Origin of the sequence: Pseudoalteromonas luteoviolacea (assembly GCF_018100925.1) — a bacterium.
GTDB classification, from domain to species: Bacteria; Pseudomonadota; Gammaproteobacteria; order Enterobacterales; family Alteromonadaceae; genus Pseudoalteromonas; species Pseudoalteromonas obscura.
Map to the genome: position 1 here is coordinate 13,647 of NZ_JAGJEH010000009.1, position 16,397 is coordinate 30,043.

Annotated in this window: 16 protein-coding genes; 7 read left to right on the forward strand and 9 right to left on the reverse strand. The window is 38.9% G+C overall.

Annotated features, from left to right (window positions below; all coding sequences use genetic code 11):
• Positions 1 to 17: 17 nt before the first annotated feature.
• The 4 genes from J8M00_RS19320 to J8M00_RS19335 form a co-directional block, all read right to left on the reverse strand.
• Positions 18 to 227 (reverse strand): hypothetical protein, encoded by a 210-nt coding sequence (locus J8M00_RS19320; RefSeq protein ID WP_211012139.1) that lies wholly within the window; start codon positions 225 to 227, stop codon positions 18 to 20.
• On the reverse strand, positions 220 to 1,830 hold the full coding sequence (locus J8M00_RS19325) for a tetratricopeptide repeat protein (RefSeq protein ID WP_211012140.1): 1,611 nt from the start codon (positions 1,828 to 1,830) through the stop codon (positions 220 to 222). Before J8M00_RS19325 ends, J8M00_RS19320 begins: the two co-directional genes overlap by 8 nt.
• 328 nt (positions 1,831 to 2,158) lie before the next feature.
• Positions 2,159 to 3,082, reverse strand: a complete 924-nt coding sequence (locus tag J8M00_RS19330) for a GGDEF domain-containing protein (protein ID WP_211012141.1) — start codon at positions 3,080 to 3,082, stop codon at positions 2,159 to 2,161.
• Positions 3,083 to 3,546: 464 nt separating this feature from the next.
• Entirely contained in the window at positions 3,547 to 3,747 is a 201-nt protein-coding gene (locus tag J8M00_RS19335; RefSeq protein WP_211012142.1) for a DUF1737 domain-containing protein, read from the reverse strand.
• A 348-nt stretch (positions 3,748 to 4,095) separates the two neighbouring features.
• Between J8M00_RS19335 and J8M00_RS19340 the strand changes: the two genes are divergently transcribed.
• The 3 genes from J8M00_RS19340 (at position 4,096) to J8M00_RS19350 (ending at position 6,854) form a co-directional block, all read left to right on the forward strand.
• Entirely contained in the window at positions 4,096 to 5,793 is a 1,698-nt protein-coding gene (locus J8M00_RS19340; RefSeq protein WP_211012143.1) for a BBE domain-containing protein, read from the forward strand.
• 215 nt (positions 5,794 to 6,008) lie between these two features.
• Positions 6,009 to 6,224 carry a hypothetical protein gene (locus J8M00_RS19345; RefSeq protein ID WP_211012144.1) on the forward strand — a complete coding sequence of 72 codons (216 nt, stop codon included), beginning with the start codon at positions 6,009 to 6,011 and terminating at the stop codon, positions 6,222 to 6,224.
• A 273-nt stretch (positions 6,225 to 6,497) separates the two neighbouring features.
• Positions 6,498 to 6,854, forward strand: coding sequence for a DUF1428 domain-containing protein (locus tag J8M00_RS19350; RefSeq protein ID WP_211012145.1), 357 nt, complete (start codon positions 6,498 to 6,500; stop codon positions 6,852 to 6,854).
• A 64-nt stretch (positions 6,855 to 6,918) separates the two neighbouring features.
• Here J8M00_RS19350 and J8M00_RS19355 read toward each other — a convergent pair whose 3' ends face one another.
• The 4 genes from J8M00_RS19355 to J8M00_RS19370 form a co-directional block, all read right to left on the reverse strand.
• Positions 6,919 to 7,314, reverse strand: coding sequence for a hypothetical protein (locus J8M00_RS19355; RefSeq protein WP_211012146.1), 396 nt, complete (start codon positions 7,312 to 7,314; stop codon positions 6,919 to 6,921).
• A 499-nt stretch (positions 7,315 to 7,813) separates the two neighbouring features.
• Positions 7,814 to 8,362 (reverse strand): DinB family protein, encoded by a 549-nt coding sequence (locus J8M00_RS19360; protein ID WP_211012147.1) that lies wholly within the window; start codon positions 8,360 to 8,362, stop codon positions 7,814 to 7,816.
• 250 nt (positions 8,363 to 8,612) lie between these two features.
• Positions 8,613 to 10,613 (reverse strand): hypothetical protein, encoded by a 2,001-nt coding sequence (locus tag J8M00_RS19365; RefSeq protein ID WP_211012148.1) that lies wholly within the window; start codon positions 10,611 to 10,613, stop codon positions 8,613 to 8,615.
• Positions 10,614 to 10,752: 139 nt separating this feature from the next.
• The gene (locus J8M00_RS19370) at positions 10,753 to 11,091 is read right to left on the reverse strand and encodes a hypothetical protein (protein WP_023398774.1); all 339 of its coding nucleotides are present in this window, start codon (positions 11,089 to 11,091) and stop codon (positions 10,753 to 10,755) included.
• A gap of 700 nt (positions 11,092 to 11,791) precedes the next feature.
• Here J8M00_RS19370 and J8M00_RS19375 point away from each other — a divergent pair.
• Together J8M00_RS19375 and J8M00_RS19380 are read left to right on the forward strand one after the other, a co-directional pair.
• The gene (locus J8M00_RS19375; protein WP_211012149.1) at positions 11,792 to 12,109 is read left to right on the forward strand and encodes a hypothetical protein; all 318 of its coding nucleotides are present in this window, start codon (positions 11,792 to 11,794) and stop codon (positions 12,107 to 12,109) included.
• Positions 12,110 to 12,664: 555 nt separating this feature from the next.
• Positions 12,665 to 13,006, forward strand: a complete 342-nt coding sequence (locus J8M00_RS19380; protein WP_211012150.1) for a hypothetical protein — start codon at positions 12,665 to 12,667, stop codon at positions 13,004 to 13,006.
• 289 nt (positions 13,007 to 13,295) lie between these two features.
• Here J8M00_RS19380 and J8M00_RS19385 read toward each other — a convergent pair whose 3' ends face one another.
• Positions 13,296 to 13,808, reverse strand: a complete 513-nt coding sequence (locus J8M00_RS19385) for a peptide-methionine (S)-S-oxide reductase (RefSeq protein WP_284136005.1) — start codon at positions 13,806 to 13,808, stop codon at positions 13,296 to 13,298.
• A 173-nt stretch (positions 13,809 to 13,981) separates the two neighbouring features.
• Here J8M00_RS19385 and yddG point away from each other — a divergent pair, with 173 nt between their 5' ends.
• Together yddG and J8M00_RS19395 are read left to right on the forward strand one after the other, a co-directional pair.
• Positions 13,982 to 14,917, forward strand: a complete 936-nt coding sequence (gene yddG / locus J8M00_RS19390; RefSeq protein WP_211012151.1) for an aromatic amino acid DMT transporter YddG — start codon at positions 13,982 to 13,984, stop codon at positions 14,915 to 14,917.
• Positions 14,918 to 14,963: 46 nt separating this feature from the next.
• Positions 14,964 to 16,172 (forward strand): tyrosine-type recombinase/integrase, encoded by a 1,209-nt coding sequence (locus tag J8M00_RS19395; protein WP_211012152.1) that lies wholly within the window; start codon positions 14,964 to 14,966, stop codon positions 16,170 to 16,172.
• The last annotated feature ends 225 nt before the right edge of the window (positions 16,173 to 16,397 follow it).

Sequence of the window (16,397 nt, forward strand, 5' to 3'; positions counted from 1 at the left end):
ACATAAAATGGTGGCTGCTACTTTTTCGGCAGCCCACCTTTATTATCCCCACCTATTTGTACGACGTTTTTAATATTGTTACCCGATATGCTCTGGTTAACGGATTTTTGCGGCTCAATGCGCCCTGACTTTTTAAAAATAGCGACAAGTACCCCGATAATTGTCACTAACAGCGTCAAGGCACCAATTTGCTCTCCAATACCTAGTGAGGTAAACCATTCAATCATTATTCTCTTCCTTTATTTCCTCTAGTTTTGTAAGCCAGTTAGACACTTGCGCTATTTGAGGTTTCGCGCCCACTTGCTCGTACAATGCCAAGGATTGTTTCAAATGTGCTTTTGCTTGATTGAGTTCATCCTGTTGTTCAGATAATACGCCCATATTGGCATACTGATTTGCCATGCCTTGTTTACTGCCTAGAGACTTATTGAGTTCGAGGCTCCTTTGGTAATACTCAAGCGCCTTATCCAATTCGCCTTTTATTTGGTAAACACTTCCCATATAACCATACTGGTTTGCCATGCCTTCTTTGCTTCCTAGAGATTCATTAATCTCTAGGCTCTTTTGGAAATACTCAAGCGCCTTATCCAGCTCACCTTTTATTTGGTAAACGTTCCCTATATTGCCATAATCACTGGCTATACCTTCTTTGCGACCAAGAGATTCATTGATTTCAAGGCTATTTTGGTAATACTCAAGCGCCTTATCCAGCTCGCCTTGTATTTGGTGTACATTCCCTATACTTCCATACTGGATCGCCATACCTTCTTTGCGACCAAGAGATTCATTAATTTCAAGGCTCTTTTGGTAATATTCAAGCGCTTTATCCAGCTCGCCTTGTATGTGGTAAACATTCCCCATATTGCCATACTGATTGGCCATACCTTCTTTGCGACCTAGAGATTCATTGATTTTTAAGCTCTTTTGGTAATATTCAAGCGCCTTATCTAGCTTGCCTTGTGTTTGATAAACGTTCCCCATATTGCCATACTGATTGGCCATACCTTCTTTGCGACCTAGAGACTCTTCAATTTCAAGGCTTTTTTGACAATACTCAAGTGTCTTATCTAGCTCGCCTTGTGTGTTGTAAACAATCCCCATATTGCCATACTGATTGGCCATACCTTCTTTGCAACCTAGAGATTCATTAATTTCAAGGCTTTTTTGGTAATATTCAAGCGCCTTATCTAGCTCGCCTTGTATTTGGTAAACATTCCCCATATTTCCATACGATACAGATTTACCGTCATCATTACCGACCTTTTCAGCCAAGCTTAAAACATGTTGATAAGCTTGCAATGCGCTGCTTAACTCACCAATGCGCTTATATATATGCCCAGCCCTAGTCCAAGCATTTATATGCTCAGGGTTTAATTGCGTCGCCCTGACAAAATCCTTAAGTGTTTGTGTAGACTCGTGAAGATAAGACAACGAACCGCGCTGATAATAATATTCTGCCTGTTTGAGAATGATGTCTTCGTTTTCATCAATCAGCTGTGATAGTAGCGCGCGTGCTTTATCGACGTCGCCACTATCTATGATTGCTTGTAATGCGGCATCTACATCTTCGGCGGGCAATTCGTTATTTTGTTTGCTTTCACTCAAATTCAAGATGATATGTCGGTAAGTTTGAAGCTGCTGCTTGTATTCAGAAATTTCAATTTGCTTTTTATCTAATTCAGCTTTTAAAGCCTCGAATGCTTTCACTGCTATCGGATCATTGATGACAATATCACCCGAATTATCCCCTGCAATTTGGATCACAGTTGAGTTATCAGTGCGTGCTGTTTGGAATACGCCGCTTAATTTTTTGAATAGAGATGCTATCAACGTTATATCCTTGTATTGCTTCACAATACAACTCTACTTAACTGGATACTAAAAGCAATGTAAACATTAAAGATTTAATGCAGAAATGAAATGGTAAATGGGAGAAGACTTTAACTCACTTTGGGATGTCTAAAAACAAATGTATTTCTATCCAAACTCAAAACGCGCGTTACCATAAAAATTACTCTGCGGCATTTGAATCTGAGTATCTACTTCCTGATGAATGCCAATGATAATTAATTTAACATAACTTTAATTTAGTGAGTTGCGCACAGCTTTACTGGCTCACTATGTACAGCAAATAGCAAGGCATTAAACAACCGACGAATCAATCAGGTTTGTTGAATGGTGACAAAAATCGCGAATAGAAACAGTTTTTGCCCAAATACTTTGCTTCCTCCAAGCATTTATTCGCACACTCTAAGAGAGTATACTCACTGATGGTTTTGTAGCACGACAAAGTTACAATACCGACGCTTATGGTAATTTTTCTATAACTTGAGTTGGTATTGCGTATATCAAGCCGCTCTACTTTATTTAATATTTCATCACCACACAACTCCGCCTCTTCTATTCCACTTTCAGTAAGAAGAGCGACAAGTTGGGCTCCTGAATATCTATATATATCCCCTGCCATTCCAATCATCGATAACTGCGTACAGCGCGCAACTTTTCTAATAACTTGATCTCCTTCACGGTATCCATATGTATAGTTAAATGCCATAAAGTCATCAATATCAATGAGCAAAAGAGAAAATGGATCATCGAAAGTTTCAGACTGTTTAATCAGTTTTCCTAATTCAATTTTCAGTACATCTTTGTTGTTAAGAGATGTGAGTGTATCAATATAGTCACTTTGTGTAGGTAATGCTCGCGTGTTACTTGAAGATAAATACCTCCCAACCATTTTATTCAAAGATTTGAAGCATAAAGGGTTTGGCGCAAACCCGACCAATGGGAGTTTTAATAATTTTCGTCGGCTTGATATTTCAGAGCTAGTAATGATGATGGGAATTCGACTGAGTTTTTGCGTCCCCTTAATGTAGGACAATGTATTGTAATCGTTATCTGCAAGTATACTGTTGTCTACAAGGATAATATCTGGGGTAAAAACGAAGGTGTGTTCAACTATTGCACTGATACTGTCTACCCGCATCGCATTCATTGAGTCAAGTGCTGAGCAAATAAGATCATATGTTTCAAGGCATTTTACCGCTACCAAAGCATGATACCTTTGCTTGATATGGTTCATTCAGAATCCCTTACCAATAATAATGACCTAAATTTACTTCTTTAATTCGATACGATGTCGCTGGAAATTAGTGAAGGTAGGCAAATTTACCATGTTCATTTAACCCCTTAATTTTAAAACGGATGAATTTCAATTATGAGTAAATATTACAGATAGAAAAGCTAAACTCTTTAACCTTTGAATTTACCAACAAAGCATTGCACACGCCTAGTTAGCCAAATAGATTAACTGTTAAAATTTCACTATTCTCAATAACAAAATTATTATAAATGCAGCACCACTCCAATATGCGGCTCGCTGCATTCAGTGTGCTTTGTAAAGCCTTGTTTATAAAATTAGTCTATTTTTATTAAATTTCTAGTCCATCTTTCTTCAAGTGAGGCTTATTCAATACAAGGTTTACTGGTTGATGCAAACTATTTGGCGAAGATGGGCGTTATTTAACCAGTGGATGAAACATCGATTCAGTATGACCTTAAATTGATCCCATCATGAAATTCTTCATCAGGTACATCTTTGACTAAAGCCTGACCTGCTATCGGGGTTTTTCCGTTGAATGTTATGGTCGGACTACCGTGCAACTGCCAACCGTCATTCAGTGACTTTGATACGCGCATACAAAATACTTCGTCATCAGGGCCTGTAACGAATCTATATAGTTTCATATGTAACTTTCCTATTCCTATGATTTTTTTGCTCACTCTACAGGAGTGACAGTTGAAGCGCTCTTTATGTATATTGTATGCAAAAAAGTTAAAAATCAACCCATATAGTAATAGTATGTGCAAAAAGTCGCTTATCGCTCTCAAGTTTTGTACAAATTCGATGCCAATAACGCAGGTTTGCTAAGATACATATATTTCTTGCTTTATTTTTATCTGGAAACGGAACGGACAATAGAAGGTAACCAAGCTTGTAATCTCAGTGTAATAGACTCCAACGCTCCTCCGCCTATTCTAGAGTTTTGTATGGTTTATAAACAACTTAAATCATTAGCTCACGAAGGAGACGTTATGAACAAAAATGGTCAAATGGCTCAACCAACTCTTAGTGACCGACAAGGTTTTAACCGTCGTTGGTTTGCAAATAACGCAGATTTGAAGGTTTATAGACCGGCAAATCGTGCGGATGTCGTACTTGCTTTTCAAGATATTATTGACGCTAAGGAAATTAAGCCACATGAAGTTCAAATCACTTGCGGCCGTCACTGTTATGAAAGTTTCGTATATAACGGTGAAACCAAAGCTATTATAGATGTAGGGAGCCTAAACGGTTTCGACTACTCTAAAAAGTCCGATACTATTGAAATGGAAATTGGCCTCAGCAATTGGGAAATGTATCGCATACTAAACAATATTTATAAGCGTACCCTACCCGCTGGAAGCTGCTATTCCGTTGGTCTAGGGGGCCACGTTACAGATGGTGGTTACGGTTTATTGTCTCGAGTGTATGGTCTTGCAATGGATTACTTGATTGGCGTTTACATTGTTGTACAAAACTCGCGCGGTGTTGCCGAAGAAATATATTGTGACCAAGATCAGCATTGTGACCTATTTTGGGGCGTTAAAGGCGGTGGCGGAGGACAATTTGGTATTATCACAAAATTGATATTTAAAGATGCACCGCCTTCACCAGAGAGAATGTACACAATAAATTTTTCATGGGATTGGCAGGACGAAAACGGCGACTATTTATCGCAAGAACAGTTCACACAAATAATTCGCTTATTTGAAGAGTCTTTTTGTGACCAAGACCCGAAAACTTGGCATGTTTGGGCCAATATGCTTCTCAATCACAAAGATGCAAAAAATATATCAATCACAGCTTTTGTTTATTACATTCCACAGTTTCATGGTGATTGGGCAGCATTTGAATTAAAAGAGCGCAATGAGTTTAGCGCAATCCTCAAAAAAGCGAATCAGATAAAGTTATTATCAAAAGGCGACTTTACACTATTTGGCCATCCCCATATTCCAAGTTCGAGAGGGTTAAATAGTTATGCGAACAACTTAAAAGACAACTTTAACTATACTTTAAGAGATTACACCTATCTCAATGGTACGCAGCAAGTTAGTCCTTCTGGCCCCAATAGCTTTGGCAAATATAAATCAGCCTATCTAACCAAATGTTGGACCAAAGACATGATCAACAGTGCCTACGCATTTTTAAGAAAACCTATCTCCTATCAAGATGGCGAACATGTTACACGAGCAGATATGGCTCGCTCTTTAATACAGGTAGACAGTTATGGCGGAAAAATAAACACGGTAGCGTCAAAAGATTCCGCTATTGCTCAGCGCTCTTCTATTATGAAGCTGCAATATCAAACCTACTGGGATAACAAAATGCCACCTGGTTTGGATAATACAGCGCAAGCTGATGCCCACATCAATTGGCTAAACACTATGTATAAAACGATATATGCCGTTTCTGGTGGTGTGCCAGATCCGAGGCTCACAGATGGTGTGGACGGTTGTTATTACAATTATCCTGATGTGGATTTGGGGTCAATTAAAAAAGGTCCAGAGAGTTTAGAGCATGCGTTAATGTTGTACTTTGGAGATAACTTATCGCGCTTAAAACAGGTCAAAGCAAGATACAACCCCAAGGGGGGGTTTGGCAATGTGCAAAGTGTCCAAACTTATTGCCAAGAGATAACAACCGAAAATGCTAAAAGCAAATCTCAAAGTCAAGCTAAAAACAACAAGTAAACAAAGGGTTAATGACAGTTAGGGGCATTAACCCTTTGAATGTTTGGTTATCTGCTTCAGGTGTTATGAGTGGTCAAGTGTAATTGCTCTGATTTATACTAGGTCCTTTATTTGCAGAGTTGTTTACTATAGGATCCCCACTCTCTCGTGTGGGCCTAATAAAACGGCTTGCTCATCATTGCGAATAAGCTCAAAGCTATTAAGAGGATTACCCAGTGTCACCTGAATCGATGACAGATTTAACCATAACTTTAGTTTTACTTTTGGTTTCAGTAGGCATGGCATTTCAAGGCAAAGTTTTGAAGGCAAACATGGCCGATAAAGACGCAGAAATCGCGAAGAAAATTGAAAAAAAAGCAAACCTGCTTATCATGTGTGGGTCATTAGTTGCAATCATTCAAGTTATTAAACTTGGTTCTTTTTTGCTATAGATATACCGCTGAAAAACAAGGTTGCCGGAAAAAGTAAAGTCCGGCGCCTATTACCACCCATCCATTATCGCTATTTATATTTATAATGATTGCGCAACCGGTCAATCTACGTTCACCCCCCTCTCCTAATAACCTGTGAAATTATTTGTGCGGATTATGGTGTATTGATGTTAACTGGAAAATGCTTAGGTCACTTTAAATGCATGGTATGGCAAAACAGGTGATTTGCACTACGATTAGTTAACCTATAAATAAAAATTAATTGGAATGAAAATGGCCTATGTAGATGGATTTGTCTTGGCAGTACCTAATCAAAATAAAAGTGAATACCTGCGCATGGCGCAGCTTTCTGCTGAGATATTCAAAGAGTATGGTGCGCTTAGTGTAGTTGAATGTTGGGGAGATGATGTACCAGATGGCGAGCAGACATCATTCGGGCTAGCAGTTAAGTGCGAAGCCGAAGAAACGGTGTGTTTCTCTTGGGTCTTTTGGCCGTCAAAAGAAATCAGAGATGAGGGTATGGCAAAGTGTCACAATGACGACCGAATGAAAGCCATGTGTGAAGGTGCAATGCCATTTGATGGTAAAAGGCTGATTTATGGTGGGTTTGAGGTAATTTTGAATGCTTGAGCCGTTTGTCGGATTTAAGACCCGAACTCGGTTCTAAACTAAGTTCGGGAAAAGCACCAATATCCTAGGAAACTTCCACTTCTTTAAACTCGCCGCAATTACTAATAATCTCGTGAAAAAATGTAAAACATGGATCTGTCAGGCACATTTTATTTTGGCCAAAAAGCTTTTGTTTTAAACTTCGATGTTTATCAATTTGGAACACCCACTCTAGCTCTTGAACGGAGTCTTCTTCAGGTGAATAAAACACACTTGCACCAATCAAATAGCGATTGTCTTCAAACGTTAGTGTACTATACCACCCCCAGTCTTCAGCGGCTGGCTCGGAGATATCTAACTGTCCTTTTAATTTACTTTTTAACCAAATTAATAAGGACTCTCCATAATTTGGGTTAATAGGGTTTACCTGCTCTTTTGCAACATCAAACTTGTCGGTTTTAAAGTGTATTGCCAGATTCATTAAGTAACCTTACTAAAAGTTGGACAAAAAATAGCATCATGCTAGGAATTAATATTGCCAATGGCCCTGCAAGCTTTGTGCTAGATAATTTTTGTATGCGAGCTTTTTCTGAGCGAGTAATAAAATTATAGATATGCTCAGAACTAAACAATACAAACAGAGCACCTATAGCTAATGCGAATAAACTTGCACTGCTAAATATAACCCAACCAAATAATATCAGCATTACTAAGGCGATAAGTGTATTTGCATATTTGCTAAATAGACGATTGATGATGAACCTCCGAGGTTTGTAAAAATAAGCGTAGCGGTAAATAGCAATTCCGCGCCAAACTTAACCGTAGATACACTTTTTTGACTAGCGCTATTCTTATTACCTAATAATATTCAAAGCCCTATCGCACGTAAAAGCTCTTTGCCTTCTTTGTTTTTCTGAACTGGAACAATACATAAAGGCTGTAGACGAGACAGCTATTAATACTACAAATGCTCGTCAGACTCAGTTTTTAAGTTGTGCATCAGGAATATCAATCAAAAAGTCTGTGATACCTATGTCTATCCCAAGTTGGCTAAATAATGTCGAAAGTTGACCTCTATGGTGGGTTTGGTGATTGAATAAATGAGCTACTAGTTCACTAAACTCTCTCTCACTTGTTTGGCCTCTTGTATCACTATAAACCAATGTTTTGTGGAAATCAGATTCTTCAACTTCATCATTGATCCAACACAGAATTGCGTTATCGATGCGGCTTCGAACCGGTGAATACAGCGCAAAGTCTTTATATAGAGTATCATCAAGTTTTGTTGGAATTGGCAAATCACTCAAATCTAAAAGTGAATGATAGCGTTTATCGTGCTGAGCAAATCGTAACAGCCAAATTATATCAGCAATTATGATATGATTAAGAGTGGCCAATATAGAGCCAAAGTATGCCCCCCTGTCTGATGTTAATTGTTCATGGCTTATCATACTTGCTGCTTCAATGAGCTGTTTATTCATGCGAAGATTATATTGCGCCATTAATTTAAAGTGTGATAGATAATTCATTTTTTACCCCTATTTTGTTTACGACATTACATCTGCTACTAGATTGCTACTTTTATAAATTATCGCTAGTACAAAATATATCAAACAATTTTTATCGTCTAATGAATGTTAGGTAGATGAATTTTGGGGAGCATATCGCGAATAAAGCTGATGTATTAACTTCAATAGGCGGTTCAGTTTCAATATAAATTGCTGAGTGCCTCTCACTCAGCAATTTAAATGTCCTGCAATGACTTAGGGGAGCTTCTTTCTAAATTACGTCATCATTGATAAATGCCGCTAATACATTTTTTAATGTGCTCGCGTTATCGGCAATAGCCCATGCCCACATCTGCGACAAAGCATTCGACTCTTTTGGCTCTAAACCTATTTTCAAAAAGGTACTATAGTAAGGAAAGTTCGCAAAAGGCATTGCCGGTTGCTTCAATAATGCCAAAGCCTTTTTTTCCAATGCAGGGTCTGAGTCCCAATACAAGCCAGACATTGCTTCGGCAAACAGTTTGGCATCATCTAAATCAGACGAAAAAGTATCTAGGCCTTTTTGCCCTGCTAAAATCTGACTCTTAAGCGTTGCGTCTTGTAAGCTGTTTTGCCAATCTAGCATTTTCGCATTTTGCACATACAGAATTTCAACCTGTCGCCCTGAACTTATGCTTGCCAGTGTGTTTTCTACCGTAGTTAACGTCATTTGATGAAATGCAGGCTGCGAGTTTGCTATATTGCTTTTCCCTGTGTTTGTCTGATAAAGACCACTAACAAGCTGTGAAAATGCCGTGTCTCCCTCTCCATTGTCGCTATTCTCAAATACCTGTAATAAGCTTGTCGCCTTGAAAGCTGGGTGAGTTGGGTCTTTTTGACTGTCATTGAATACTTGGTGATCTCCAGACTTGTTGTCGTAGTCAATACCAAATAGAGGGGCCGCTTGCCCGCCAGCAATGACTTTACCTTTTTTTACAAGCGGTGTACTGGTGTTGTCAAAAACGACCAGTTTTAACGGCACTTGTTCGGGGGCACCAGTGTCAGTTTGAGAGAGAATACCAATTATGCCTGTGTTATCTAATGTACCGCCATCCGTGTAAAGCGTGTTAGGGTAATTTTGGCTATTCACCCCAATTGGCCAATAGTTATTCCTTGGAATAAAATCTGCGATATCATTTAATTTATTGTTTGCTATAAAACCTTTAAACTTATTGGAAATTGCCTTAGCCAGATCTGTCGCAGCGTCCTTTTCAAGATTGCTTTCTAGTTCACCAAGTAAATTCTGTTGATCTGAGTCGGATAGCAGTGGCATAACCTTATCAATTAGCTCGGCCAAGCTTACAGGGTCGTTTACCTTTGCAGAAAAAGCACTCGCTATTGTATTTGCAAAGAATGAACTCGACGTACTTACAATATCTATCAAAGCATAACGCTCAGATATTGTGACTTTAACAGGTGACTCTGATGCACTGTCTTGTTGCAAGGTAGACGCGTACGCATAGGATTCAACTTGCCCTCCACCGACTAATGCGCCATCAGGTGTTTGCCCCTTCGCACCAGCCGAAATAGCCGTTGCTTGATTTGGTAGTTGCACGATATTGGATTTATTCCCGTCCACAGAGGTTACAGGGAGCATTATATTATTATTCATAATGATAAATGGTCGCTCTGCTCGCAAATAAAAAAAGTTTTCGTCGCTAGGCACTAGATCTGGAAACGATTGCTGAGCATAACTCTCAGATAAAGAAAATGACTTGGTAGAGGTCCAAGTTTTCTCCCCTTGCGCCCGAAGATTGAATACCGATAATACATGCTGGCCAACAATATCAGTCCACAACCATTGATGGTCTTCGGCTTTATTTTTAGCGATAAACGCTCCAGCGGTCACCAATAAGTTATCAATTCCCATCCCCGCAGGTACGTTACCAAAACTATGCTCTGTGAGCTGATTAATATTGAACTTGCCAGTTTGCTCACTGACAGACAGGTTTGCGGGGGTAATATATTCACCCAGCAACCCCTCATCCGAGTACTTTTGTGGTAAGAACGAGTATATTGATGACGCCCACGTCCCACCTGATACTGAGGAAATATAACGCGCTTTTTTCAGCAAGTTTAAGGTGTCTAGACCTAGCATCTGTCCCCAAGCACAGGTTAATGCTCGCGAACCGCCTCCGGAAAAACATATGCCTAAATTAGCTCTATTTGAATCAGAATGTTCAAGTGTCGGGTTACTTTTACCGTTTGGATATATCTTAACTTGTTGAACCATGGAGTCGTCCTCAGATCCGTATGAAGTTTGTCAGTGGGTGGTAAGCATATTGCACGAGGTGGGCGTTTCCCATTACGCCACTTTTACATAACATCAGATTGATTTTGAGCCTCAATGGCGTGATCGAGACTCAAAAAACTCAAGCTAACTCAACGGGACCGTGATCATCACAGTGATCACCATGTTGATGTTGCAGGCGACCATTGACGAGATAATCAACGTGATCGCCATGTTGAATTGCTTCATGGCCGCATCCTGGGCCATGAACATGACCATTTCCTGAAACAGCATGATTGCATTCATTTGGGTTAGCATCGTTAACTTCAATCACGTGCTCATCGCAATGATCGCCATGTGGGTGGTGCAGTTTCCCTTCAACTAAATAGTCGACATGACCGCCATGTCGAATTGCGGTGTGTCCACAGTTTGGGCCGTGAGTATGGTGATCAGCATGTTTGTGGGATTGTGAGCAAGACATGTGTCTATTCCTTCTGTTTATAAAGTCCGATATAAATCTAGCTCAGCCTAGTGCCAATGCAAACTCTATTGGGTCATGAAGTGACTCAACCAAGATAGCGGCAAACTCTATCAATATATGAGTATGTGGTTAGCCCATATGTTACCTGTGACGTGTTGGGGGCTTACAAGTACTTAGATAAACAAACTGCTTAACGCTGCTACTTCCTATTTTTGGTTTAGGAATATTGGCCATATACCTGCGAATTGTATTTAAAAACGTATCGACAATGTGACCAGAGTAAAGGCTAGAAAATCAGCTGGTTTGATAGGTAAGCGCTTAAAATTACAGAATAATTAATGTATATCCTTGTATAAATTTCAGTAGTAGCACGTGCTCCCAGTCAAGTTAAGTTTCGTGCACCGATATTTTATATACCAATCAAAAGGTTATAGTTTATTAACTTGTGATTACCATTAATATTTCCGCATAAAATAGCCCTGCATTGAAGGTTACCCCATCGTCATAAATTAAATTATACATATGAAATTACTAAAATCATAAGATACAAATATCTTCATAAATTGCTTCAAAATTATTGACCTAGTCACAAATAGAATTATGTTTCTTAAACTTTATTATACTGAACTGTCATACAGAAGTTGTATGTTATCTATGCACTTATTACGGTGCTTTTGAACAATAAATAAGGATATCAAAAATGAAAAAAATAGCCCTACTATCTCTTTTATTAATGACGAGCTTTGTACAAGCAAAACAAGTAACTTGCTCTGACAAAATTGACAGTATCAGTTTGCAATCTAGTGGTTCTGTTTGGATTTGGCCTGACAGACATGAAACAATTGAACTTAAGCCAACTCATCCAAAATTTTACGAATTTCTTGGCATCATGTTTTACGCAATGAAGTCCGGCAAGACTGTTGTATATAAGTCTGACAACGGCGAGCGTTACTCAAATAAGTGCCATGATACGGAAAATACACTTTACCCGCTTTATGAAATTTTAAGAGTAAACTAAGCAACATTTGATTACACCCAATGCACTTACTTAGTGAGTGCATTCTTTGCTAGGCTAAAGAGTAGATATAAACAATGCTATCTAATTAAATCCCATAATTTATTAAATTCCTTTTCATAAAAAATGTAAAAATTAGCAATAAACACTCGAAATATTGTTATTTATTAATAGTTAATTTTGTGTTCTTATATTGCTTCCTCTGCTGACCCTTCTATATTTACTATATGTCTATCAAAAGGGTTAATATCTAATATGGCTTGCATTTTAGCTGTTGCTGGCAACGCTGAATCTTGTTTAAGGTAAAATCTCCAGTATCAAGAATTGAAGGATTAATGTTTATTGTAGTTACAACTCTACCGTAAGCCAATGCTAGAGAATCAAGAGATTGTACTCCCAAAGCTATTATGTAATGCTCCTTGCCCCTGTTAATTGGCACAATGCATATGTTAAAAAACATATATACAGTCCTTAGCTTTCTTCAGCACGCAAACAAGGTTGCTAAAATGTTAATTTCATTCTAGTTTAGTATCTGATACTCACAATCGGAGAAACTCTATGAAGGAAATTATTTTGGTTCTATCGCTAAGTTTGAGTGGCTTAGCAATCGCTGATGAACATAAGTCGCATGATAAGCATGAACATAAACATGGATACAACTGCGGTCATGCCGCTGAGTGGCATGGAGATCATTTTGACTATAATCATAGCGGTCATGACCATCACATCCATGCAGGTGAAGTTCATGAAGCGAAAGTCAAAGTACATAACAAGCACAAACACGGGCATGGATTAGACTGTGGTCACAAACGGCGAATTGAGCAAGGGCGCGTTGAATACAATCATGATGGTCACTGGCACCATCAACATGGTGAACATTTTCACGAAAATCATGGTTAGGGTTAAATAACTAAATAAAGCGAGCTGCCCTTCCCTAATAAGAGGTGATGTCAGGGTAACAACAAAACCCAGTCTTGTTTATTTCCTTGATTGGGTTTTTACTGATTCTTTTTAAAAGTCGCAACAACCCCTGAAATAAATAATAAAAAGACCAATTTAACATAATTTAAATCTAATAATGTTTTGATATTCAACCTGAACAAGATTCACACTAACCTTTCTAATTATAAGAATGTATGTATAGATAATTACGGGATTTTAAATCTTAAAATTCTCATAAATAGAATATTTACTTATCTAGCGCTTTATTGATGATTTTATGGTCGACTTTGTCATTGAATTGCTCTATCAATTTAAGTAACTTGGGTGTTATTTGATTTTGACAAAACGGTTTTGTCGGATCGCTGTAGTAGTAATTTTGGTATTGCTCTGGAGATAAGCTGAATTCGTTTAGTAGTAGCGGTTGTGTAATTATCGCTTTGTCAAAATCGTCTTGTAAACGAGCTATAATAGATTTTGCTTCCTCAATTTTTGCCATACTCTCACAATAAACCGCACTACGATATTTATCCCGACGACTATGGTTTGATGTAGCACTGTGGGTGTTCAAGTGAATTTCAATCAGCTCATCTAACCTAATTAATTGGGTGTCAAACTGCAGTAAAATTCCCTCAGAAAACCATGCCTGATCATCGAAGCTATTCAACCAACCCTGCTGTACGTTTTTCACTCCAGTCAATGAGCAAAATATAGCTTCAGTACACCAATAGCAGCTCCCGCCTAGACCTATTTGTTCCAGCACTGTTGTTCACCATTTTTCAAATTACAACCTGAATAATCTTTATCATAGTTATGGATTTTTAAGTTTAACGAAGAAAAGATAATTTATTTGTTTTTTAGCCTATTTATTGACTAAATATGATGCATGAAACAGCAAACTCTATATAATTGGTCGTTTTTTGTGGAGCCTAAAATTTGCAAACTCAGGTCAAGTTTACAGTATTTGGTGTACTCGCCGTGCTACTATGGAGCGCTGTATTGCATGTCGTACGTATTGTTAGCGAAGACTTTGGGCCAATTGGAGGAGCCGCACTTGTGTACTCATATGCAGCACTCTTTCTAGTCGCGTTTTCGGGCCTGCCAAAAATCAAAAACTATCCCAAACGTTATATAGTCATAGGCGGCACACTGTTTGTTTGCTACGAACTATGTTTATCCCTTTCTCTTGGCTTTGCCAATTCTAGAACCCAGTCCGCCCAAGCGCTAATCGTCAACTACTTATGGCCACTTTTTACCATAATTGGTGCGCTACTAAGTAAACAAGCTAATGCCAAACCGATATTACTTGTTCCTGGCAGCCTTTTGGCTTTCATCGGTGTATGTTTGGTCGTATCTGGTGATTTAAGTTACTTGTTCAATGGTGTGTTAGCAAACGTCATTAGCAATCCACTTGCTTTCTTTCTTGCATTTAGCGGCGCAATCATTTGGGCCGTATATTGTAATCTAACCAAGTCGATGGCCAACGGTGAAAATGCAATCAGCCTGTTTTTTATATTTACCGCTTGCACATTGTGGCTTAAATGGCATTTACTCGACGCGGGGTTTGCCTCCGGTTTTTCATTTAGCAGCGTATTTTTATTAGCACTAGCGGGCGGAGGAATGGCCTTGGGCTATGGGCTATGGAATAAGGCCATTATCGGTGGGAATATGATTTTACTTGCTGCAATTTCTTACTTTACGCCTGTTTTCTCAGGTGTGTTTGCAGCCTTAATTTTAGGTGTCAATTTACAGCAAGGGTTTTGGCTTGGGGTTGTCTCAGTCACAATCGGCTCACTTTTGTGTTGGCAGTCGACATGCCTTAAAGATCAACAACCTAATTCGGTACAATCAGTGCTAGACAATACTGAATAAATATACATATAATTTGCTACAAACATGCCGATTGGATCAACAATATATGACGCCGCTAGTCGATACATTAAGACAACTTAGGTATCTCATTGCACATTTGGATGACGATACATTACATAGCGAATACCCTGCTATGTCTGAGTTTTTAAATAGCAACCGACTTGGTGGTCAGATATGTTTAGACGAACTGAAGTTTTTGTATCAGTTTCTTTATGTGTATGGCCGAAAGTCTGAAGCAACATTCAACCGCTTTAGGAATGAAATCGAACGTTTCCACCTTTGGAGCTGGTTAGTCCAAGAAAAGTCTGTCTTTGAGCTTAAACGTGAAGACATTGAGGCATACGTGGACTTTGTTGTTGAACCTGATAAAACATGGCTTGCAGACTCGGTGCAGTGGCGCTTTAAAAATCACCAGGGTACGCGGCAAGTTAACCCCAATTGGCGGCCATTTGTTCACAAGGAAAACGGTGTTAGCCAACAAACACTTGCTTCTATGTTCACAGCCCTAAACGTATTTTACAAGTTTGCGATATTAGAGGAGAAATCCTTTGCAAATTTTGTCCCGGTGGTAAAAAAGAATTGCCCTTATTTGGTTGTACAATCACAAATAAAGTTACCAGATACACTCAGCGATCTTCAGTGGGAATATGTGTTTGGCGTAACGAAAGATCTGTGTGAGGAAAACCCAAAGCTGGAAAGAAATCTATTTACACTCGCATGCTTAAAAGGGTTATATCTGAGGATTTCTGAGCTTTCAGAGCGACCTCAGTGGTCTCCAGTCATGAGTCATTTTTGGCAAGATCAAGACGGCTTCTGGTTTTTAAGAATTATGGGTAAGGGAAATAAACTACGCGATGTCACGCTTAGTGATGATTTTGTTGAGTATTTGAAACGTTATCGTCAATCCCGCGGCCTCACTTCCCTGCCCCGTGTCGATGAACCTCACCCCATCATTCACAAATTGAGAGGGCAAGGAGGCATGAATGTACGTCAGCTAAGACGAATTGTTCAAGAAAGCTTTGATTTGGCCATTGATAAACTCAAACAAGATGGCTTTAGCGAAGAGTCTGAAAACTTAGAAGCAGCAACCAGCCATTGGCTAAGGCATACTGGCGCAACCCACGATGCGCAGACTAGACCGTTAAAGCATTTGTCAGAAGATTTAGGTCATTCAAAAATTGCAACAACAGACCAAATCTATATTCAAACCAATATTAAAGAGCGCGCAAAATCAGGTGTTAAAAGAAAGCTCTAGCTGGTGCTCGTAACCTGGAGCCTAACATTTATGAAGTAGGTTAGGCCCAACTAAACTTAGACTATCCACTACCCCCACTAAATATCATTTATAAAATGGCTGCAACTGCTATTGTGTTTGAACGTGTTTTAAGGAAAATGCCCCTTAGAAGAACGTCACACAGCACCACTTTCGGTAAAAAAATATATAAAACACACAATAAAAGCTGAATACAGTTAGCTCAAT